A 20,667-nucleotide genomic window follows, 5' to 3' on the forward strand; every position below is an offset into this window, starting at 1 on the left:
CAAGGAGCAACACCATGGTGAAGATCATCGGGGCCGGGTTCGGCCGCACCGGAACGGCGTCGATCAAGTCGGCGCTGGAGCACCTCGGCTTCGGGCCGTGCTACCACATGTTCGAGGTCATCGCGGAGCCCGAGCGGATGCAGGACTGGTCCCGCGCGCTGGACGGTCCGGTCGACTGGGGCCAGGTCCTCGGCGGCTACGAGTCCACTGTGGACTGGCCGGGTTGTACGTTCTGGCGGGAACTGATGGCGGCCTACCCCGACGCCAAGGTCCTGCTGACCACCCGCGACCCGGAACGCTGGTACGACAGCACCTACAACACGATCTACCGGTTCGTGCAGGACCCGCCCGGCGAAGCGAACGACACGTTCACCACCGAACTGCGTCCCACCATCGAGCGGATGATCTGGAACGGCACCTTCGACGGCCGGTTCGAGGACCGCGCGCACGCCATCGAGGTCTTCGAACGGCACAACGCCGAGGTTCGCGCGAGTGTGCCCGCCGATCGGCTGCTGGAGTACCAGGTCGGCCAAGGCTGGGAGCCGCTGTGCGACTTCCTCGGCGTCGACGTGCCCGCCGAGGACTTCCCGCACATCAACGACACCGCCTCGATCCGCGACCTTGCGGAACAGGTCCAGAACGAAGGCAAATTCCCTTCTCCGTTCGCTGCTTCCTGAGAACTCTTGATCGGACGCGCGTAGGGGGCAGCGGAACCTCAGCGGCTTCCTCGCCGCGCTCCTGGCCGAGGTGACAGCGATGTCGCAAGCGGTTCGCCACGAGCGAGATCGCCGTCCCCTGCGAGGAAGCCGCTGAGAACCCGCCGGTGGTCGTTCTGCTCCGGTGGTCGCTGCCGAGCGGCTTCGCTGACAAGACGAAGACCACTGTTCGACCCGAGACCTGCGCGCCGCCCGGTTCGTAGCCGGTAGCCGAAAATCCTTCGAGGAGCCAACCGATGACGACCACCCCGAACGCCGCCGTGGGGAGACGCAGCGTGCTGCGCATGATGGCGGCGGCCGCCGCCGTACCCGCACTGGTGAGCACCGGCACCGCCGCCGTGGCGGCCGCCGCGCCGCGCGCCGGGACCCGGGCGGGCCACACCTTCGTGAGCCGGCCCGACCTGAACCCGCCGCAAGTGGAGATCAGCACGCCCGCCGCCGGTGTCGAGCCCGGACACGTGCTGCTCACTCCGGCCGGGGCCAACAAGCTCAACGCCGAGGCCGCCGCGCCCCGCGCCGACTTCCAGCCCGGCGCGCTGATCATGGACGACCTCGGTCAGCCGGTGTGGTTCTCCCAGCCCGCCGAAGGCGTCATCGCCGACATGAAAGTCCAGCAGTACCAAGGGAAACCGGTGCTGACCTGGTGGGAGGGCGCCATCCACATCCCGCCGGGCTTCGGCGAAGGACGGTTCGTGGTGCTCGACGAGAACTACGAGCGGATCGCCACGGTGAGCCCGGCCAACGGCCTGCAAGGCGACATGCACGAGTTCGTGCTCACCCCGCAAGGCACCGCGTTACTGATCATCTACTCCGAGGTGCGCGCCGACACCACTCCCGTCGGCGGGGCGCCGGACGCGAAGGTGCTCGAAGGCGTCATCCAGGAGATCGACATCGCCACCGGCGACCTGCTGTTCGAGTGGCGCAGCCTGGAACACGTCACGCTCGACGAATCGTTCTACCCGGTCCCGAAGGACCCGGAGGAGTGGTTCGACTACATCCACCTCAACGCGGTCTGCGAGGACGGTGACGCGCTGCTCGTCTCGGCCCGGTGCACGCACGCCGTGTACCGGATCGACCGGGCGACCGGTGAGGTGAACTGGCGGCTCAACGGCAAGAAGAGCGACTTCAAGATGGGTCCCGACGCGCCGTTCGCCTGGCAGCACGACTGCCGTCGGCTGAGCGACGGCACGATCAGCCTGTTCGACAACGCCGCCGCCGCGCCCGGGCGCGGGAAGTCCCGCGCGCTGACGCTCGGCGTGGACGAAACGGCGCGCACCGCGAACGTGGTGCGCAGCCACGAAAGCCCGGAGGGGCTGCTCGCACCGAACCAGGGCAACACGCAGGTCCTCGCCAACGGTCACCTGTTCGTCGGGTGGGGCGGCGAGCCGTACTTCACCGAGTTCGACGAGAACGGTGCGGTGCTGTTCCACGGCAAGTTCGTCGACTCCATCACGTCCTACCGCGCGTTCCGGTCGGCGTGGGTCGGCAGACCACTGGACGCCCCCGCCGTGGCCGGGCAGCCCGGAGACGACGTGACCAGCGTGTACGCCAGCTGGAACGGGGCCACCGAAGTCGCGGCCTGGCGAGTGCTCACCGGGCCGGACGAGGCGAACCTGACCCCGGTTCACGACGCCCCGCGCGTCGGCTTCGAAACTCGGGTGGACGTGCCGGGCGCGGCAGCGTTCGTCGGCGTGCAGGCGCTGGACGCCGAGGGCGCGGTGCTCGGCAGCTCGCCCGCGGTCGCGGTCGGCTGACTCCGCGGTCCGTGACCCGGCCGGGGTGCGGCCGGGTCACGGACCGGACGGACGCGTCGGGTGCGCTGCCGGCCGCGGCTCATCGGCTTCGCCCCTGCCAAGACGAGAACGCGGCACACCTAAGCTGAGCGGGAGTCCACCGGCCAAGGCCTACCGATCGCGAGTCCCCGCATGCCCCACGCAGCCCCGGCAGGAACGTCCGCCCCCGCGGCCGTCATGAACGACCGCCTGGCCGACCTCGTGTGCATCCGCTGCGGCCGGTCGTACCCGGTGGCCGACCACACCGCGGGCTGCCCGCGCTGCCTGGAGCAGGGGACACCGGCGAACCTGCGCTGCCGCTACGACGGAGACTCGATCGGAGAGCTCGCGGTGCGCGGCGCGCGGACCCTCGGCGAGGGCTCCACGCCGCTGTTCCCGCTGCCCGCCGAGCTCGCCCCGGACGGGGTCGCGGTGTGGGTGAAGAACGAATCGGCCAACCCGACCGGCTCGCACAAGGACCGGTTCAGCAGGGGAGCGGTGGGCCGGGCGGCCGCGGCAGGGTACGAGTCGGTGGTGGCGGCGTCCTCCGGCAACGCGGCCGTGTCGCTGGCCGCCTACGCCGCCGCCCACGGGCTCGGCTGCGACCTCGCGGTCACCCACGACGTACCCGAGCCGATCGCCGCCGCCGTGCGCGACACCGGCGGGCGGCTGCACCTGTTCGACACCGCCGAGCAGCGCTGGGACTTCGTGCGCGAGCACGACGCGGACCCCGAGCGGCTGGCGGTGACCAACCACGCCCGCCCGGTCGTGGGCAGCAGTCCCTTCGGCATCGACTCGATGCGCCCCATCGGCTGGGAGATCGTCGAGGAGCTGGGAAGGATTCCGGAGCACGTGCTGCTGCCGACGGCGCGCGGCGATCTCGCCTTCGGCGTCCACCTCGGGCTGCGCGAAATGGCGCGGCGCCGCGAGCAGCCCGGCCCGCGGATCCACTTGGTCGAGCCGTTCCCGCGCCTCGCCGCGGTGCTCGCGGGTGCGAACGTGCACGACTCCTTCGCGGGCGACGCCACCGCGACCCCGTCGATCGGCGGAGACTCCGCCACGGTCCAAGCGCTGCAGGTCCTGGAGGAGACCGGAGGCACCGCGATCGCCATCGACGACGGTGTCGACCAGGCTCGGATCGGCTTGGCCCGCAACGGAATCCTGCTCGAAGGCGCCAGCGCGATCGTCCTCCCCGCACTGCACGCCGCGTACGACCGGTCCCGCATCGCACCCGGCGAAACCGCGGTCCTGCTCGCGACGGCACACCCGTTCAAGGGCCTCTGAACCCGAGAACGACCAGTGCGGCGGGCTAGCGGCTCGATGCCCCTCGGATCGGCTGACCAGCGATGATCAGAGCTTGCCGACGGAGTGCTGCGCCGCACCGAAGGCCACGGCCGATGTGCGGTAGCCGGGTTCCTTCAGGGCCTGCAAGTCCGGGTCGGCGTGCCGTCACCGGGGGCGGGTCGTGTACACGCCGTGGGGTTGCAGGTGGTAGCCCTTGATGCCGACCGCGCGGGTGAGCGGGCTCCGGATGTCCTCATCGGCGCGCACCAGATCGAGCACGTGGCGGAAGTCGTACCGCGGCGTCCAGCCCAGATCTTCGCGAGCGCGGTCGTTGACGTACACCCGGTCCAGGCCGGGGAACATGCGCCAGCCGCGACGGGCGAACTCCGCCACGTGGTCGGGGAACAGCCGCTCCACCACCGCGGGCGCGTCCGATCGCAACCGCCCCAGGTCGTCCGGGGAGAACGGGGCAGTGGCGCTGACGATGTACCGTCCGAACCCGAGTTGCGGCGCCCGCGCCAGCGCGAGGCGGTGCGCGTCCACCGCGTCCTGCAGTTCGACCCGCCGGTACAGGAACTCGTTGACCTTCGCGTTCAGCCCGTCGTAGACGGCGCGCACCTCATCGCGGTCGTCGTCCTCCGGGAAGAACCGCGAGGTCCGCAACACCACCACCGGCAGTCCGTGATCGCGATGGATCAACTCGCACACCTGCTCGGCGGCGATCTTGGTGACGCCGTAGATGTTGCGCGGCACCGGGACCACGTCCTCGGTGATCCACGCGGCGGGTTCGTCCGCCGTAGGTGTGAGCGCCCGCCCGAACGCGCTGGTGCTGCTGGTGAACACGAAGCTCCGCACCCCGGCGGCGGCCGATTCCTCCAGCAGCGCAAGGGTTCCGGACACGTTGGTGTCCACGAACGCCTGCCTGCCGTGCGAGCTCACGTGCGGCTTGTGCAGGGTCGCCGCGTGCAGCACTCCCGTCACACCGTCCAAGCAGCGGCGCAGCACCTCGCGATCGGTGATCGAGCCGGTGACGGTGGTGAACCGCGACTCCAGCACGTCGAGTCCGACGACCTCGCGGCCTTCGGCGCGGATGCTGCGGACCAGCGCTTCCCCGAGGTGTCCGGCGCTACCGGTGACCAAGACCTTCTCATCGCTCACGAGAAGGCACGCTACTTCTCGAAGACCGCTGGAGGAAACGCATTTTCCGCCGCTCCGGCGCAGGTCGCCGAGCCGGTCCGGCCGATCGCGGCCGCCATTCGATGCGTCGGTTCGAGGGCTCAGGCCACGATGTCCGCCCCTTCGACCACCGGCAGATCGTCGCGCACCCGCGCTTCGTCCTCGAACAGCGCGCCGCACCGAATTCCCGGGACCGTGCGCACGTGACGTCCCTGCAGCGATCGGTAGAAGTCGAGCAACCTGGCGTTGGCCGCCCACGCGCTGTAGCGCACGATGTGCACACCGGTCCGCCCCGCATGGGATCGAGCCCACAGCCCCAGACAGGCGCCGATGCCCAGCAGCAGCGGTGCCCGGCCCTCCGCGCGCTCGATCTCTCCGAGCAGCCAGGTGGACCCTTGCGGGCGTGCGTTGAGTTCCAGCACCACACCGCCGTGTGCGTCAGACCGGCGTGCGCCACGGACGCCGGCCGGAACCGGACGCCGATCCGGGCGAACCACTCACGCATCTTGACCTTGTCGGCGAGTTCCTCGTGCGGTCCGGCGGTCCCCGCTGGCCCCGGGGCGTCCGAAGCCGCGGTGCAGAAGCCGGCCACGGTTCCGGAACGGTCCACCGGCTGGCGACCAGCGCGCGCGGCGCCGCCGCGGCGTCCGGTGGCGGAGCGGGCAATGAGTCCATGGGGCCGCGCGCCCGGACTCCGTCCTCAGTGGACGTGATGGATGCTGGGACGATTCCCCCGCCATGTCGTTAAAGCTCGCACAGGTATCCGGACCCGGCGCTACTTCATCGATACCGGAGAGGACATCGTTGGCACAGCGAGAGATTCGTTGATCACTCGGGTGTGTTACCGGCGACGATTTCGACCCGGTCAGCCCACCGGGGATCGTTCCGTCGTGTTCGTTGCGGGAGAGGGGGATCGGGCGGGGCTCACTCGCGGACGATGACCACCGGGCACTTGGCGTGCACCGCGCAGCGCTGGCTCACCGACCCGAGCAAGGTGCGGTAGAAACCTCCGTGCCCGCGGCTGCCGACCACCAGAAGCTGAGCACCATCGGCGGCTTCCAGGAGCGCTTGCGCCGAGTGCCCGTGCACCACGGCGCGTTCCACGTCGGCACCGCCCGCCACCACGTCGACCGCGTCGTTCATGTTGCGCTGCGCGGCGTCCTGGAAGTCATCCGGCGGCATCGGGCCGCCCTCCCAGCTGTAGAACGCCGGGTACTCCCAGGCCACCACCGCGCGCACGGTCGCGCCGGTGAGCGCGGCCTGCCGCAACGCCCAGCGCAGGGCGGCACGGGACGGCTCGGAGCCGTCGACGCCCACGATGATCACGTTCTCGGTCGTGCTACCCATGCGCCACCTCGACTGGTGTGGTCCGCCGCGGCACCGAGCGGCGGCGGAGGGACGGCCTCGCACTCCAGTGTGCGATGAACGGAGAGCGGACAGAAACCCCGAATTTCCTGGACGGACTTGGGCCGACGGTGTGAACGGTGCTGCGGGCCGAACGGAACGTCGTCGAGCAGTAATCGAACTCTCCGTGTCCGGATCGCCGATCAGGGGTCACACGGCACGGTGGGTGGGTGCGATTTTCCCACCGATAAAGGGAATTCCGGCTCCTGATCCACACACGACCGGCGTCTTGCCGTGACGGGTGTGACGGGGGTTACCTCATGGGGCACGTTTTCACCGAGAGCAAGGGGGCGATCATGACGACAGCCGCGAATGGAACCACGGGGCGCTACCTGGTCCTGCTGGAGGACGACGCGACCGTGCTCGGTGCCCGGGAACTCACCCGGCTCGCCGGGATCCGCACCGCCAGCACGGCCGACGCGGCCGGTGCCGGGCCGGGCGAACTCTTCAGCGGCGCCGGAGGCGTCATCCTGCACGAACTCGGCGTCGCTCTCATCGACGCCGCCGAGGACCAGATCGCCGCGCTGCAGAACTCCGTGCGGGAACGCGGCACCCCGCTGGCGGCCATCGAGGCCGAACGCAGGGTGTTCGCCATCGGATCGCCACAACCGCCCGCCGACGGCGAGGTCACGTGGGGGCTTCGCGCCGTCCGCGCCGACCGCAGCGGGCCGACGGGAGCGGGAATCCGGGTGGCCGTGCTCGACACCGGGTTCGACCAGGCGCACCCGGACTTCGCCGGGCGGGACGTCGTCACCGGATCCTTCGTGGACGGCCAGGACGTCCAGGACGGCCACGGTCACGGGACGCACTGCATCGGCACCGCCTGCGGGCCGCGCAGCACCGACTCCGGTCCGGGTTACGGCATCGCGTCGGAGGCCTCGATCTACGCGGGCAAGGTGCTCGGGGACGACGGCTCCGGCGGGGACAGCGGCATCCTCTCCGGCATCCAGTGGGCCATCTCCAACGGGTGCTCGGTGGTGTCGATGTCGCTCGGCGCCCCGACCCAGCCGGGCCAGCCGTTCTCCGACGCGTTCGAACGGGTCGCGCAGCGCGCGATCGAGCGCGGCACGCTGATCGTCGCGGCGGCGGGCAACGAGAGCGAACGTTCCGCCGGGAACATCGCGCCGGTAGGCCACCCGGCCAACTGCCCGTCGATCCTGGCGGTCGGGGCCGTCGACGAACAGGGCGCCGTCGCCGACTTCTCCTCCGGCACCGTCGACGAGATCGGTCAGGTCGACGTGGTCGGACCCGGAGTCGACGTGTATTCGAGCTGGCCGGGCCAGGAGCGCTACCGCAAGCTCAGCGGCACCAGCATGGCGACACCGCACGTCGCCGGCGTCGCCGCGCTGCTGGCTCAGCAGCACCCCGAGCGGGCGTGGGGCCTGTGGGCGCGTCTCGCGCAGAGCGCGCGGCGGCTTCCGCTTCCGGCCACCGACATCGGCGGGGGGCTCGTGCAGGCTCCCTGATCCGATCGGAAGGTGCGGCGGGCGCGCTTCGGCGTGCCCGCCGCATCGTCGTTCGGTCCTGGCGTCACGTGTGTCGTTCCCCCGATCCGGGTAATCCTCGCGCAGCCGGTGAGAACCGCTGAACCGGTCAAGCACGATGGAGTGATCGGCGAGGAGATCCGCACGCGATCGCTCGGGGGGACGACACAGATGAGCACAGGTAACGCCGCCGAAGGAGAAGGCGACCGAAGCGCGGCCGGCTCCGGACGAGGCGAGTCCGTTCCGGCGCGGCGTTCGCAACCCAGCAGCGCGGTGGTGGAGGAAGCAGGTCGAGCACGCTCGGAGATCGGCCGAGCGCTCGACAGCGCGCGGCGCGCGGGTGAGTCGACCGGCATCCCGGACGCCCGCGCCGAACCCGCCGCGGAGTCGGCCGAGCTCTCGACGCGGGACGCGTTGCTCGACGTCGCGGTCCGCGGGCATCGGCTCGCGGTCGTCCTCGACGGGCTCGCGCACCGCTACGCCACACCGGGCACCGCCCAGCCCCCCGACGCGCACGTGGCGTTGGATCAAGCCGCCGCGGCCGCCGAAGACCTCGGAAACTGCGTCAAAGCGGCCGCGGCGGCCATCGCCGAACGGCCTGCGGACTGATCGACCTCGCCGCTTCGATCCACCGGCGACGAGCGACCCGCCTCGCACAGCGTTCGGCACCGGCCCCTCAGCCGCGTGCGAGCGCTCGTTCCAGTTCCGCCTTGGTCATCTTCGAACGGCCGTCGATGCCCGCCCGCCGCGCGTCCTGGTAGAGCTGGGCCTTCGTCCGCCCGAGCGGTCCGGTGCGGTTTCCGGAGCGCAGCCCGCCACGACGCTCCGGCGGCACGTCGTGCACCGACGTCCTGCTGCGCTGTTTCGCCTGGCCCTGTTGAGCCCGCTCCTTGTTCACGGTGCGGGCCGCGATCTCCTTCGCCCGGCTTTCGCTGCTGCCGTGTTCCTCGGCGTTCGCCTTGATGTGCTCGTACTGCCGTTCCTGCTTGCGGTTGGCGCCTGCGGGCATGTGGTCCTCCTCCAGCGGGGCGTTCCGGTTCCGCGTTACCCGGCCGGTAGCCGTGGCACACCCGTTCGTCGTGAGCCCGGTCGAGAGTCCGTGGCGCGATCGGTGGAATCTCCGGGCGCGGGCGGCTCGGACGCGGGCTCTCGGCCTCCATTCGCGGCTACGCTGCACCGCCGATCGAACGGGGGCCGCCATGACCGCTCTGGGCCGAGGTTTCTTCAGCGAGCGCATGCCGTTGCGCCGGGTTCGAGCGCCGCGCTGGGCCGAGCAGGAAGGCACCTGGCGGCAGGCTCGTCCGGAGCTCATCAACGCGACGCTGCGGCGGGCGCTCGCGCGGCCGTCGGGGAACTGGTTCGTGCTCGCTGCGAGCCGGGAGATCACCGGTGAACGACCGTTCGGGCGCACCGTGGCGGGAGTGGAGCTGGTCGCCTGGCGGGACGGGCGCGGCACGCTCCGCATCGGACCCGGGGCCTGTCCGCACCTGGGTGCCCCGCTGAGCGAAGCGGGCGTGCACCGGGGCAGGCTGGTGTGCCGCTGGCACGGGATGTGCCTGGGCGAGGATTCGGCGGGGTGGCGGCTGTTTCCCGCGCACGATGACGGTGTGCTCGCCTGGGTCCGCCTCGACGCGGTCGGCGGTGAGGTCCCGCTGCCCGCTCCGGTGCTGCCGCGGCGTCCGCCCCTCGACAAGAGCATCAGCGCGGTCGCCACCGCGATCGGGGTGTGCGAGGTGCAGGACGTCGTGGCGAACCGGCTCGATCCGTGGCACGGCTCGTGGTTCCACCCGTATTCGTTCGCGAACCTGACCGTGCTGCGCACCCCGGATCCGGACGAGGGCGATGTGTTCGAGGTGGCGGTGTCGTTCCGGTTGGCCAGGGGCGTGGGGGTGCCGGTGCGGGCAACGTTCAGCGCTCCGGAGCCGCGCACGATCGTGATGCGCATCGTGGCGGGGGAGGGCGTGGGCAGCGTGGTGGAGACGCACGCTACGCCGTTGGGCCGGAACTCGGCAGGCCGTCCGACGACTGCGGTGATCGAAGCGATCGCAGCGCATTCGGCACGTCCGGGTTTCCGGGCGGCGCGGTCGGCGGCGAGCGTGGTCCGGCCGCTGATGCGCTGGGCGGCGCTGCGGCTGTGGCGCGACGACCTCGCCTACGCCGAACGCAGGTACGACTTGCGCACCCGCCCGACTTCCTGACCCACGTCACCGGCATGCCACGCAGACGCGGTCGAACAAGTTTCTGAATACTAGGGCTTCAGTGCTGAATGAAATCAATGCCGGAGAGCCACCGCGAAAGAAGGCGAGGAGCCCGGGGAGCTTCGTGCGGGTTCGGCATCGCGCCACGGCCGATGACTCAGGCGAAGCGACCGGCGACGCGGAGGGCGGGGGAGCGGCCTTGCACGGGGACGCTCCACACGTCGTGCCCGCGCAGCCCCCAGAGCCCCAGCAGCCGGTTCGCCGCGAGCATTCCACTGGTGGCGGCGCGCTCCATCAACGCCACCGGCAGATCGACCCGCACATGGTCGCCGGCGAGCACCAGCGCCGGTTCCGGAGTGGGAATCGACGGTCGCAGCGCGAAGCCGCCGGGCGGGAACAGCGGGCAGTCCGAGCGGAGTTCGTGCCGTTCGTCGAGAACCTCGGCGCCTGTCGTTTCCGGGTACACGCGGTGCAGCTCTTCGAGCACTTGTGGGCGCAGCTCGTCGACGGTGGCGTCGGCGGGCAGCGCGTAGCAGTGCACTTCCACCACCGAACCACCGTGATCGCGAGCCCACCGGGCAGCGCTGCGCTCGTAGCGGTCCAGCACGCTGATGTTGTCCACCGGCCCGAACCCGCTGGTACCGAGGAACGCGTGCCGCTGCTCGGCAACCGGACGGTCCAGCCAGAGCCGCGAGACGAGGAACGGCGGTGCGGTACGCGCCGAGCCGAGACGTTCCCGCCACTCGCGGTGCGCCGGCGTGGGGGAGCGTCGCACGATGCGTTGCGCCGAGCCGAGATCCGCCGCGAGCACCACGGCGTCCGCCGCGATCGCCTCACCGTCCGCCGTGTGCACCGCGAACTCACGTGGTCCCTCGTGCGATATCGACTCGACGGCGGTGCCCAGCCGGAACCGCACGCCCCGCTGGTCGAGGTGGTCCCGCAGCGGTTCCCACAACGCGGCGGGGAAGGAGTCGGTGGCGACGTCGAACAGCAGTCCTTCGCTGGAGCCGAGGAAGTACAGGTGGAACATCAGTGCCAGCTCGGCCGCCGACAGGTCCGTGGGCGGTGCGAAGAAGCTGCGGGAGAACACTTCGAACGCCAGGTGCCGTGCGGCTTCGGGGAATCCGATGCGGCGCAGGTAGTCGGCGGCATTGATGTGGTCGAGCCGGGCGTAGGACTCGGGCACTCGCACGTCGGCGAGCGTCGCCGCCGCGCGCAGGTTCATCCGCGGGACGTCTCGCCACCGGAAGGTGGGGCTGCGGGCGACGAACCCCAATGCGTTCCACGGCGGGGATTTCGGCAGCCCGGCGAAGGTGTCGAGGCGTCCGTTTGCGCTGAGCAGCGGGTACTCGGGAAGCGCGCCGAGCCCGGTGAGTTCCGGGTCCACGCGGCGCAGCAGGCCGCGCAGGTTGTAGTACTGCCGGAAGAACGCGTGGAAACCCCGGTTCATCGGCACCGTGGAACCGTCGTGGAGCGTGGTGTTCCAGCCGCCGACGCGGCCGCCGAGGTAATGCTCGCGTTCCAGCAGCACCACGTCCACGTCCCGGTCGCGCAGGCAGGCGGCGGCCGCGAGCCCGGCGATGCCGCCGCCGATCACCACGACGCGGGGAGTGGCGGCGCCGGGCCGGTCGGCTCCGGGACGGCCGGGGTGGCGGACGGCGCGCGGATCACGCATCGGGCCGATTTCCGAGGAACGTGTGGGTGAGGGTGCGCTGCCACCCGGACATCGCCGCAGTGCGCACTCGGGCGAACCCCGCGCGCCGCATCCGCTCCGTCAGTTGCGGCGGGGTGTCGAATTCGAGCACGCTGCGCCACAGGTAGCGGTACAGCGCGGCGTCCCCGGTGACGTACCGCCCGGCCGGGATGATCACCGTCCAGCAGATCGCGTGCCACAGCAGCCGGTCCGCGTTGCGGCGGGGCAGTGAGTAGTCGTGCACGGCCAGCGGTGCTCCGGGGCGGAGCAGGTCGAGCAGCAGCCGCAGCCCCGCGTCCGGGTCGGGGAGGTTGCGCAGCAGGTAGGCGGCGAGGATCCCGTCGAACGGGCCGTGCACCCCGGCTTCGGGCAGGCGGCGCGCGTCGGCGTGCACGAAGCGCACCGTCGCGGGCCACGGCTTGTCGCGCGCTCGGGCCAGCATGCGCGCGGAACCGTCGACCGCGGTGATCGACGCCTCGGGAAGGGCCTCGTGCAGTGCGCGGGTGGAGGCACCGGTGCCGCAGCCGACGTCGAGCAGCCGCAGCCCGCGGCCACCGCCCGGAAGCCCGAGCCGTCGGGCGGATCGGGCGAGGTCGCGGTGGTAGCCGGGGTTCGCGGAGACCAGCGTGTCGTAGTCGCGGCCGCCTCGGTCGAACAGTGCTGTGGCCTCAGTGCTCATCGCCGGATCCTCTCCTGCGCCGCGGTGCGCGCTCGGGCGGTGACGGCGGACAGCAGTGCCGGTGCCGCCACTCCGAGGCGCCTGCCGGTGGGTACCGCGATCCGCGCGCCGAACACGCGATATCCGGACTCCACCACGCGGTCCAGGATCTCGCCGTAGAGCACGTGCGCGGTCGCCACGCACGGCCGTGCCACCGGATCGAGCATCGGGATTCCGGCTTCGGCCTGCCGGTACAGCGCGCGGGTGCGCGCCACCTGGTCTGCGAGCGCGCGCCGCACCGGGCCGTCCGGGCGTCCGGTGCGGCGGCACCAGTGCAGCCGCTCGGCGTCCACGCCGAACGCGGCGAGCTCGTCGGCGGGCAGGTACACGCGGCCGCGGTCGAGGTCTTCGCCGACGTCGCGTAGGAAGTTGGTGAGCTGGAAGGCGTGTCCGAGCTTCGCTGCATGCGGTGCCGCTTGGTCGCGGGAGCAGGTGGTGCCGAGCACCGGCAGCACCTGGAGGCCGATGACTCCGGCGGAGCCGTGCACGTACTCGTCGAGCGCCGCCCGGTCCGGGTAGCCGGTGACGTGCAGGTCCATCCGCATGGAGCGCATGAAGTCGGTGAACAGCTGCGCCGGCAGCCGGTATCGGCGGGCGGTGTCGGCGACGGCGGCCAGCACCGGGCGGTCCGCCGTCCCACCGGTGAGCGCGCGGTGCAGTGCGGCGTCGATCCGGGCGATCTCCGCGGCGCGATGCGCGTTCGCGGGGCCGGGTTCATCGACGACGTCGTCCACCCATCGGGCGAATCCGTAGAGCGCGTGCACGGCGGGTCTGCGTTCCGGGGGCAGCAGCCGGGCCGCGAGGTAGTAGGTGCGGCCGTGCGCGGCGTGGAGGTCGCGGCAATGGCGGTAGGCGGTGCGCAGTGCGGGGTGCTGGATGCCCGCGGCGTCCAGCTCGCGCCGCGCCGTCGGCGATGGATCTCGGCCGGGGCGCCGGAAAATCCCGTTCGCAACGTCCACAGAGGAAATCGAAGCACATGGCGTGCGGGCGGCGCTCAGCAGCGCCGCCCGCACGTGTGCCGGGCCACCCCCCGGCGGACGGTTCGGGCGGCGCGGATGCGCCGTCCGAACCCCCCGTCACTGACCGGGCATGAGGACCTTGTCGACGACGAACACGGTGGCGTTCGCGGTGGGGACGTTGCCGCACAGCACGGAGGCGCCGTTGACCTTCAGGTTCTCCCCGGACCCCTCGACGGTGAGCTGTCCTCCTTGGGCGGTGGGCACCGTCTTGGCCTGCGCGAGTCCGTCGGCGTCCATCCGCTGGGGGACCACGTGGTAGGTCAGGATGTCGGTGAGCTGCTGCTTCTTCGCCGGGTCGGTGAGCAGCGCGTCGAGGGTCTCCTTGGGGAGCGCGTCGAACGCGGGGTCGGCGGGCGCGAACACGGTGTAGGGGGTGTCGGTCTTGTTCAGGGTGTCGCCGAGATCGGCGGCCTGGACGGCGGCGGTGAGCTTGGTCAGCAGCGGGTTGTTGCTCGCTGCGGTGCCCACCGGGTCGTCGACCATGCCCTGCACGGAGCCGGGGTCGTTCGGGTCGGTGGGCACCTGGGCACAGCCGGGGCCGAACACGTCGTCGGCGGTGGTGACGCCGTCGGCCATGGGCTGCGGCTCGGCGGGGGCGGGAGCCGGCTGCTGCGCGGGCTGTTCCATGTCGTCCTGCTCGGCCTGTCCGCATGCGGAGAGGGCGAGGGCGAGGGCGGCTGCGGTGCCGGTGATCGCGGCGGTGCGTCGACGGATCCTCATGCTGTGTCCTCCTGATGTTCGGGATCTCGCGGGGCGCGGATCCCTTGCCTCATCAGGTATTCGGTGTGCACGGCGTTCCGGATTGGTCATGGGCCGATATTTTTCGGAGAGTTCTCCTGAATCGGGTTCGTCCTGGGCGGGCAGGTTCGATCTGGCCGGTTGCGTGTTGGCCCGTCCTTCCCCGTGCGGCGGGTGAGCAGGTGAAGCTCGCGTCGCCGCTGGACGTGCCGGTCAAAGCGCGGGGATGTCGTCGTCAACGGGCGTTGCAGAACACCGAGTGCCAGCCGGTCGCCCCGTCCGGCAGCACCGGGGCGCGCTGCTGGGTCTGGGTGGTGCCGTTGTGGTCGGTGGCGCGGCATTCGATGTTGTGACCGCCCGGCGCGAGGTCGACCTCGGCTCGCCACATCCGCCAGGTCTGCCGGTTGACCTCAGTGGACAGTTGCGCGACCTGCCACGGCCCGCGGTCGACGCGGACCTCGACGCGTTCGATGCCGATGGGCTGCGCCCATGCGATGCCCGCGATGGTGGTGCGTCCGGCGGGGATGCGGCCGAAACCGTCGGGGTTGTCGATCCGGGACTGGACTTTGATCGGCGCGAAACGTCCCCAGCCGCGTTCGATCCAGTAGGCGGGTTTGTCGAACGTGGTCAGTTCGAGGTCGGTGAGCCATTTCGTGGCGGACACGTAGCCGTAGAGACCGGGGGTGACCATGCGAACGGGGAAGCCGTGTTCGGCGGGCAGCGGTTCGCCGTTCATGCCGTAGGCCAGCAGGGCGCCGCGTTCGGCGTCGAGCAGCGCGTCCACCGGTGTGCCCGCGGTGAACCCGTCCACGCTGGTGCTGAACACCTGTTCCGCGCCGGGGCGGACTCCGGCGGCCAGCAGCACTTCCCGGATGGGCACGCCGGTGAACTCGGCGGTGGAGATGTAGGGGCCGCCGACGTCGTTGGACACGCAGGTCATCGTGATCGTCCTGGTCACCTGCGGGAACCGGCGCAGGTCGGCGAAGTCGAGGTCGAGTTCGCGGTCGATCATGCCGTGCACCCGAAGCCGCCAGTCCGCGATCTCGACGCGCGGGACGCTCAGCGCGGTGTCGATTCGGTAGAAGTCGCGGTTCGGGGTGATGAACGACGGGGTGCCCGCGGCGGCGAAGTCCGCTCCGGCGGGCACGGTCTGGGCGGCGGAGCCGCCGAGTGCTTGCGCGACCGTTCGCCGCGACGCTTCGGCGTCGCGGCCGCCGGTGAGCAGGGAGCCGCCCGCGCCGGTGAGCCCGGCGGTGGCGGCCACCGCGACCGAGGACACCAGGAATCGGCGTCGGTCGGTGCCTTCGGCGGGTTCGGTGAGCAGCTCGGGGTCGAAGGGTTCTTCGAGGGTGTCGTTCGGGTCGTGCTCGTCGCGCGGGGGCGGCTGCGCGCCGGCTTCGGCGGCCGCGAGTGCGGTCCGGTGCAGCAGCCGGAAAGCCGAGATCCCGGCCAGCGCCGCCACGACCGGGGCGAGCACGCCCAGCGCTCCCACATCGGGCCGGGACAGCACCGCGGCGACGCCGAGTAGCCCGAATGCTCCGATGAGGACGATTCCGGGGCGGGCGTCGCGGCGCGAGAGCACTCCGGCCGCGGCCGCGAGCGCCGCGATGACGATCGCCATCCCGCCCAGCAGCGCGATCTTGTCGGCCTGCCCGAAGGCGCTGATGGCGAACTGCTTCACCGGTTCCGGGGTGAGGTCGATCGCCGAGTTGCCCACGGCCAGCAACGGCGAGGAGCGGGGTTCGAGGAGTGCGGCGAGCAGGTGACCGGCGCCCAACGCGACCGCGGCCGCCAGGACTCCGCACCACGCCGCCACCGGCAGGCGCAGGGTGCGCGGGGATGTCGTGTTCACACCATCCATTCGTAGCCGCCGCACGCGGGGATCGGTGGCTGTTGCGAGTAACGGTTCCGCGCGCTGCCGGTGGACACGCGCTCGTCGAGCACGTGTCAGGGCAGCTGGGCTTCGCGGACCGCCTCGTCGAGGCTGTCCAGGAGCACGACGCCGAGGGTGTTCGCCATCGAGCCGGTGGCCAGTTCGCCGCGCAGCTTCGAGGCCAGCAGCCGTACTCGTCGCGGGTCCGGCCGGGCGCTGCGCGCCGCCTCCCACAGGCGTTGGGCGGTTCGCTGCACCAGTTCGTCCTCGCCGTAGCGGGCGTGCACCGTGGGCAGTGCCAGCAGGCACACCTTGGCGACGCGGGCGATCCCGTCGAGCGAGTCGGGCGGGACGGTCGTGGGTTCGGCCGATTCGCGCGGCGCGACCACCGTGGGAGCACGGGCGGTCAGCACCGCCACGCCGGCCGATTCCCGCCATGCCCGCAGGTCGCCGTCGTGTTCGCTCACGCAGATCAGTCCGGAGCCGGTGAGCCCGGCGCGCAGCGGTAGTCCGTCGGCGTGTTCGGTTCCGGTGGCGACCAGTTCCTCGCCGCGCAGCGAGCCGACGACCTCGGCGAGTTCGTCGTGGTCCGGTGGTGGCGCGAGCACGTCGGCCTGCGCGCTGTGCAGGAATGCCGCGACCTCGGGCCGGAAGTGGTCTTCGGCGTAGAGGTAGCGCAGGAATTCCCGTGCGACCGTGTCGATCCTCGGCAACGTCATCTCCCGATTCCGCGGCCCTGCGGTGCTTCCCGGGCGCGCGTGTGCGGTGATGTTGCGCGGCACGGCCCGATCGGCCGTCTCCGCTCCCCAGTCGTGCGGCGTGCGGTGCCCCCGCACCGTCCGGTCCGGAACGTCTGTCCGTGCCGGGACGCCGCAGTCAGGCTACGGGCGCTGGAGTGCTGATCGCAGGGTCTTTCGTCACTCACATGGAGCGCGTCGACGGGGGAATTCTTCGTGATACATCGACAACCGCGTGCAATTCCGTCACATCGGTGACGTCGCAGGCGGCGTCGGCCGTCGGGGTGCTGGGGTAGGTTCGCCGCCGAAGAGTCCATTGCGCACGATCACCATGGAAGGACCCGCCGTGGCTCCCACCATCGCCACCAACAAGCGCGTCGAACGTTCGGAGCTGCTGGAGTTCCTGCGGCCTCGCCACCACGCCCTGCTGGTCACCGAACGCGGCAGCGGGCGCCCGCAGATCTCTCCGGTGACCTGTGGCGTCGATTCGGAGGGCCGGATCGTGATCTCCACCTATCCGGAGCGGGCGAAGACCAGCAACGCCCGCCGTGCCGAGCAGGTGTCGGTCTGCGTGCTCTCCGACGAGTTCAACGGTGCCTGGGTGCAGGTCGACGGACGCGCCGAGGTCATCGATCAGCCGGAGAGCGTGGAGCCGCTCGTGGAGTACTTCCGCAGTATCTCCGGGGAACACCCGGATTGGGACGAGTACCGGGAGGCGATGCGCAAGCAGGGCAAATCCCTGATCCGGGTCACCATCGACGAGTGGGGTCCCATCGCCACCGGCGGTTTCCCGGCGCGCCTCGCGGAGTGATCTGAGGGTCCGCTTTCCGCTGCGGCGCTGGATGTGACGACGCCCAGGGCTTGCTGGGGGTTCAAGCCCTGGGCGTCCCTCGCCGCACGAGGGGGAAGTGCGACGGTCATCACAGAGTAACCCATCGGCGCTGAATAGTCACCCTCCGTGCCGAAGGATCTGGCCGCTTTTCCGGAACCTGGCGAGCTTCACCAGAACGAGCAAGACGATCTCACTCGCAACGCCGCTCCTCTCAGAATGATTTGCATAGCGGGTCACTCGAACGCCAACCTCAGCGCGGCTTCCTCGCTGCCCCTTCGCCGGTGTGGCCGCGATTTCTGATGCATCCCCGTCCCAGCGAAATCGCTGTCCGCGCGAGGAAGTCGCTAGAACCCGCCGGGTGGTCCGGTTGCGGACGCTGATCTCCGCGAGGACCGGAGGGCCGCGACGGTCCCTCACGCACGAGTCCGCTCCCGCGCCGGAGCGCGGGAGCGGATCAGCGTGCCGGGCGAGGTCAGGACGTGCCCGCCCCGGCCTCCAAAGCCGGCCGGACCTCGAAGGTCAGCTCGTCGCCGGAGGTGTCCACCTCGACCCGCTGGCCCTCGCCGAGCCTGCCCTCCAGCAGCAACTCCGAGATCGAATCGTCGACCTCGCGCTGGATGGTGCGCCGCAGCGGCCGCGCCCCGTAGTCGGGCTCGTGGCCGTGCTCGGTGATCCAGTCCACCGCGGAGTTGCTGAAGTCGACCTCGATGTCCTGGGTGTGCAACCGCTGCCGGGTGTCGCCGAGCAGCAGCTCGGTGATCCGGTGCAGCTGGTCGGTCTCCAGCTTGCGGAACACCACGACCTCGTCGATCCGGTTGAGGAACTCCGGCCGGAACGATTCCCGCAGCCGCGCCATCAGCCGGTCGCGAGCCGGTTCGTCGGCCTGATCCTGTTCCCGGCTGGAGAAGCCGAGCACTCCGGAACGCTGCGAGATGATGTCCGAGCCCAGGTTGCTCGTCATGATCATCACCGTGTTGGTGAAGTCCACCGTGCGGCCCTGACCGTCGGTGAGCCTGCCGTCGTCGAGCACCTGCAGCAGCGTGTTGAACACGTCGGGATGGGCCTTCTCGATCTCGTCGAGCAGGATCACCGAGTACGGGCGCCGCCGCACCGATTCGGTGAGCTGGCCTGCCTCGCCGTAACCGACGTAGCCGGGCGGGGAACCCACCAGCCTGCTGGCGGTGTGCGCCTCCTGGAACTCGCTCATGTCCAGCCGCACCATCCGGTCCTGGTCGCCGAACAGCGACTCGGCCAGCGCCCGCGCCAGTTCCGTCTTGCCGACGCCGGTGGGGCCGAGGAACAGGAACGTGCCGACCGGGCGGTTCGGATCGCCCATTCCGGTGCGGGAGCGCCGCACCGCGCGGGAGATCGCGTGCACCGCCTCGTCCTGGCCGACGACCCGCTGGTGCAGCTGCTCCTCCAGCTTCATGAGGCGGCTCTTCTCCTCCTCGGTGAGCTGGGTGGCGGGGATGCCGGTGGCGCGGGAGACGACGTCGGCGATCTCCTCCCGGCCGACCACGGGGATGCCGCCGTTGCCCTGCCGCTGGGAGCGGATCTGGTCGCGCACGCCGACGATCTCGTCGCGCAGCCCGGCGGCCCGCTCGTAGTCCTCCTCGGCGATGGCCTGCGCCTTGTCCCTGGCCAGCTCGTCGTAACGCTGCTCGAGTTCGCGCAGGTCGGTGTCGGGAGTCCCGGTGCGCAGCCGCTTGCGGGCGCCCGCCTGGTCGATCAGGTCGATCGCCTTGTCCGGCAGGAAACGGTCGGCGATGTAGCGGTCGGCGAGCTCGGCGGCGGCCCGGATCGCGTCGTCGTTGAACCGCACCTGGTGGTGGGCCTCGTAGCGGTCCCGCAGGCCGCAGATGATGCGCTCGGTGTCGGAGACACTGGGCTCGTCCACCGTGATCGGCTGGAACCGGCGCTCCAGCGCGGCGTCCTTCTCGATGTTCTTGCGGTACTCGTCGAGGGTGGTGGCGCCGACGACGTGCAGTTCGCCGCGCGCCAGCTTCGGCTTGAGCATGTTGCCCGCGTCCACGGCGCCGTCCGAACCGCCCGCGCCGACCACGGTGTGCAGCTCGTCGATGAAGATCACCAGCTGGTCGCGGTTGCGGCTGATCTCGTCGAGCAGCTTGTTCATCCGCTCTTCGAAGTCGCCCCGGTACCGGGTGCCCGCCACGACACCGGACAGGTCCAGTTGCACGACCCGCTTGTCCTTGAGCGTGTCCGGCACGTGGCCGTCCACGATGCGCGCGGCGAGCCCTTCGACGACGGCGGTCTTGCCGACGCCCGCCTCACCGATGAGCACCGGGTTGTTCTTGGTGCGCCGCGAGAGCACCTCGATGGTCTGCTCGATCTCCTCGTCCCGGCCGATCACCGGGTCCAGCCCGCCATCGCGGGCGCGGGCGGTGAGGTCCTGGCCGAACTGTTCCAGCGTCGGCGTGCTCGACGTTTCGGCAGCCTCCTGTTGGCGGGACTGCGCGGGATCCGCCGGAGCCGCCTGCAGCGATTCCAGCGTGACGTGCGCAGCGGTCAGCAGCCGCCCGGCACGCGAGTCGGGGTTGGCGGCCAGCGCCAGCAACAGGTGGTCGGGGCCGATGTAGGAGGCGCCGACCGCGCGGGCGATCTGGTGCGACTCCAGCAGCGTGCGCTTCGAAGCCGGCGTCAGCGCCGGTGGCTGGTCGATCGCGTCGCCTGCGGGCAGCTGCTGCTCGATCTGCTTGCCGAGCGCGTCCACGTCCGCTCCGGCGCGCTCCAGCATGGCTCTGGGCGTCTCCGAGCGGGTCGCGGCCCACAGCAGGTGGTGGGTGTCCAGGTCACGGCCGCCGTGTTCGACGGTGAGGCGCGCTGCGGCGGCCACCAGGTCCTGGGCGTGCCCGCTCATCAGCCGGGTCAGGTCGACTCGCCGCGGTTGCTGCGGGCCGTCTCCGCCGGAGAGGTAGCGGGCCAGGAAGTCGTCGAACGGGCTCGAACCGAACCCTCCGGAACCGAAGAAGCCGGTCATGGTCACCTCTCTAGTCCGAGAAACT

18 protein-coding genes are annotated in these 20,667 nt (G+C 71.0%); 7 read left to right on the forward strand and 11 right to left on the reverse strand.

The window, feature by feature from the left end; all coding sequences use genetic code 11:
- Positions 1–14 precede the first annotated feature (14 nt).
- From H2Q94_RS14600 to H2Q94_RS14610, 3 genes are all read left to right on the forward strand, one after another.
- Entirely contained in the window at positions 15–677 is a 663-nt protein-coding gene (locus tag H2Q94_RS14600; RefSeq protein WP_243795421.1) for a sulfotransferase family protein, read from the forward strand.
- Between the two features lie 275 nt (positions 678–952).
- Positions 953–2,470 carry an arylsulfotransferase family protein gene (locus tag H2Q94_RS14605; RefSeq protein ID WP_243795422.1) on the forward strand — a complete coding sequence of 506 codons (1,518 nt, stop codon included), beginning with the start codon at positions 953–955 and terminating at the stop codon, positions 2,468–2,470.
- 216 nt (positions 2,471–2,686) lie between these two features.
- Positions 2,687–3,772, forward strand: a complete 1,086-nt coding sequence (locus tag H2Q94_RS14610; RefSeq protein ID WP_243795423.1) for a threonine synthase — start codon at positions 2,687–2,689, stop codon at positions 3,770–3,772.
- A gap of 165 nt (positions 3,773–3,937) precedes the next feature.
- Here the strand turns inward: H2Q94_RS14610 and H2Q94_RS14615 are convergent, their stop codons facing one another.
- The 3 genes from H2Q94_RS14615 to H2Q94_RS14625 form a co-directional block, all read right to left on the reverse strand.
- Positions 3,938–4,930, reverse strand: a complete 993-nt coding sequence (locus tag H2Q94_RS14615) for an NAD-dependent epimerase/dehydratase family protein (RefSeq protein WP_243795424.1) — start codon at positions 4,928–4,930, stop codon at positions 3,938–3,940.
- A gap of 119 nt (positions 4,931–5,049) precedes the next feature.
- Positions 5,050–5,370, reverse strand: coding sequence for a hypothetical protein (locus tag H2Q94_RS14620; RefSeq protein WP_243795425.1), 321 nt, complete (start codon positions 5,368–5,370; stop codon positions 5,050–5,052).
- A 502-nt stretch (positions 5,371–5,872) separates the two neighbouring features.
- Positions 5,873–6,295: a universal stress protein gene (locus H2Q94_RS14625; RefSeq protein WP_243795427.1), complete on the reverse strand. Its 423-nt coding sequence runs from the start codon at positions 6,293–6,295 to the stop codon at positions 5,873–5,875.
- Between the two features lie 353 nt (positions 6,296–6,648).
- Here H2Q94_RS14625 and H2Q94_RS14630 point away from each other — a divergent pair, with 353 nt between their 5' ends.
- Positions 6,649–7,818, forward strand: coding sequence for a S8 family serine peptidase (locus H2Q94_RS14630; protein ID WP_243795429.1), 1,170 nt, complete (start codon positions 6,649–6,651; stop codon positions 7,816–7,818).
- Positions 7,819–8,007: 189 nt separating this feature from the next.
- Entirely contained in the window at positions 8,008–8,445 is a 438-nt protein-coding gene (locus tag H2Q94_RS14635; RefSeq protein ID WP_243795431.1) for a hypothetical protein, read from the forward strand.
- A 67-nt stretch (positions 8,446–8,512) separates the two neighbouring features.
- Here H2Q94_RS14635 and H2Q94_RS14640 read toward each other — a convergent pair whose 3' ends face one another.
- Positions 8,513–8,845, reverse strand: coding sequence for a plasmid stabilization protein (locus H2Q94_RS14640; RefSeq protein ID WP_243795433.1), 333 nt, complete (start codon positions 8,843–8,845; stop codon positions 8,513–8,515).
- 190 nt (positions 8,846–9,035) lie between these two features.
- Between H2Q94_RS14640 and H2Q94_RS14645 the strand changes: the two genes are divergently transcribed.
- The gene (locus H2Q94_RS14645; RefSeq protein WP_243795434.1) at positions 9,036–10,034 is read left to right on the forward strand and encodes a Rieske (2Fe-2S) protein; all 999 of its coding nucleotides are present in this window, start codon (positions 9,036–9,038) and stop codon (positions 10,032–10,034) included.
- A 157-nt stretch (positions 10,035–10,191) separates the two neighbouring features.
- Here the strand turns inward: H2Q94_RS14645 and H2Q94_RS14650 are convergent, their stop codons facing one another.
- From H2Q94_RS14650 to H2Q94_RS14675, 6 genes are all read right to left on the reverse strand, one after another.
- Entirely contained in the window at positions 10,192–11,709 is a 1,518-nt protein-coding gene (locus tag H2Q94_RS14650) for an FAD-dependent oxidoreductase (RefSeq protein WP_243795435.1), read from the reverse strand.
- A complete protein-coding gene (locus H2Q94_RS14655) occupies positions 11,702–12,406 on the reverse strand; it encodes a class I SAM-dependent methyltransferase (RefSeq protein WP_243795436.1) in 705 nt (234 codons plus the stop codon). The genes H2Q94_RS14650 and H2Q94_RS14655 overlap by 8 nt, the downstream gene beginning before the upstream one ends.
- The gene (locus H2Q94_RS14660; protein WP_243795437.1) at positions 12,403–13,404 is read right to left on the reverse strand and encodes a phytoene/squalene synthase family protein; all 1,002 of its coding nucleotides are present in this window, start codon (positions 13,402–13,404) and stop codon (positions 12,403–12,405) included. The genes H2Q94_RS14655 and H2Q94_RS14660 overlap by 4 nt, the downstream gene beginning before the upstream one ends.
- A gap of 117 nt (positions 13,405–13,521) precedes the next feature.
- Entirely contained in the window at positions 13,522–14,184 is a 663-nt protein-coding gene (locus tag H2Q94_RS14665; RefSeq protein WP_243795438.1) for a fasciclin domain-containing protein, read from the reverse strand.
- A gap of 253 nt (positions 14,185–14,437) precedes the next feature.
- A complete protein-coding gene (locus H2Q94_RS14670; RefSeq protein WP_243795440.1) occupies positions 14,438–16,054 on the reverse strand; it encodes a molybdopterin-dependent oxidoreductase in 1,617 nt (538 codons plus the stop codon).
- 95 nt (positions 16,055–16,149) lie between these two features.
- Positions 16,150–16,794: a hypothetical protein gene (locus H2Q94_RS14675; RefSeq protein WP_243795442.1), complete on the reverse strand. Its 645-nt coding sequence runs from the start codon at positions 16,792–16,794 to the stop codon at positions 16,150–16,152.
- Positions 16,795–17,158: 364 nt separating this feature from the next.
- Between H2Q94_RS14675 and H2Q94_RS14680 the strand changes: the two genes are divergently transcribed.
- Positions 17,159–17,623 carry a PPOX class F420-dependent oxidoreductase gene (locus H2Q94_RS14680; protein WP_243795444.1) on the forward strand — a complete coding sequence of 155 codons (465 nt, stop codon included), beginning with the start codon at positions 17,159–17,161 and terminating at the stop codon, positions 17,621–17,623.
- Positions 17,624–18,116: 493 nt separating this feature from the next.
- On the opposite strand, the gene H2Q94_RS14685 is transcribed toward H2Q94_RS14680, so the two are convergent.
- Positions 18,117–20,642, reverse strand: coding sequence for an ATP-dependent Clp protease ATP-binding subunit (locus tag H2Q94_RS14685; RefSeq protein WP_243795446.1), 2,526 nt, complete (start codon positions 20,640–20,642; stop codon positions 18,117–18,119).
- Positions 20,643–20,667 lie beyond the last annotated feature (25 nt).

The organism is Saccharopolyspora gloriosae (assembly GCF_022828475.1).
GTDB lineage: Bacteria > Actinomycetota > Actinomycetes > Mycobacteriales > Pseudonocardiaceae > Saccharopolyspora_C > Saccharopolyspora_C gloriosae_A.

What these genes read in the sequence shown, in the direction of transcription:
- H2Q94_RS14600 (WP_243795421.1), top strand. Translation starts at nt 15, where the DNA reads ATGGTGAAGATCATCGGGGCCGGGTTCGGCCGCACCGGAACGGCGTCG.
- H2Q94_RS14675 (WP_243795442.1), bottom strand. Translation starts at nt 16,794, where the DNA reads ATGACGTTGCCGAGGATCGACACGGTCGCACGGGAATTCCTGCGCTAC.
- H2Q94_RS14605 (WP_243795422.1), top strand. Translation starts at nt 953, where the DNA reads ATGACGACCACCCCGAACGCCGCCGTGGGGAGACGCAGCGTGCTGCGC.
- H2Q94_RS14655 (WP_243795436.1), bottom strand. Translation starts at nt 12,406, where the DNA reads ATGAGCACTGAGGCCACAGCACTGTTCGACCGAGGCGGCCGCGACTAC.
- H2Q94_RS14625 (WP_243795427.1), bottom strand. Translation starts at nt 6,295, where the DNA reads ATGGGTAGCACGACCGAGAACGTGATCATCGTGGGCGTCGACGGCTCC.
- H2Q94_RS14645 (WP_243795434.1), top strand. Translation starts at nt 9,036, where the DNA reads ATGACCGCTCTGGGCCGAGGTTTCTTCAGCGAGCGCATGCCGTTGCGC.
- H2Q94_RS14610 (WP_243795423.1), top strand. Translation starts at nt 2,687, where the DNA reads ATGAACGACCGCCTGGCCGACCTCGTGTGCATCCGCTGCGGCCGGTCG.
- H2Q94_RS14685 (WP_243795446.1), bottom strand. Translation starts at nt 20,642, where the DNA reads ATGACCGGCTTCTTCGGTTCCGGAGGGTTCGGTTCGAGCCCGTTCGAC.
- H2Q94_RS14650 (WP_243795435.1), bottom strand. Translation starts at nt 11,709, where the DNA reads ATGCGTGATCCGCGCGCCGTCCGCCACCCCGGCCGTCCCGGAGCCGAC.
- H2Q94_RS14640 (WP_243795433.1), bottom strand. Translation starts at nt 8,845, where the DNA reads ATGCCCGCAGGCGCCAACCGCAAGCAGGAACGGCAGTACGAGCACATC.
- H2Q94_RS14665 (WP_243795438.1), bottom strand. Translation starts at nt 14,184, where the DNA reads ATGAGGATCCGTCGACGCACCGCCGCGATCACCGGCACCGCAGCCGCC.
- H2Q94_RS14635 (WP_243795431.1), top strand. Translation starts at nt 8,008, where the DNA reads ATGAGCACAGGTAACGCCGCCGAAGGAGAAGGCGACCGAAGCGCGGCC.
- H2Q94_RS14630 (WP_243795429.1), top strand. Translation starts at nt 6,649, where the DNA reads ATGACGACAGCCGCGAATGGAACCACGGGGCGCTACCTGGTCCTGCTG.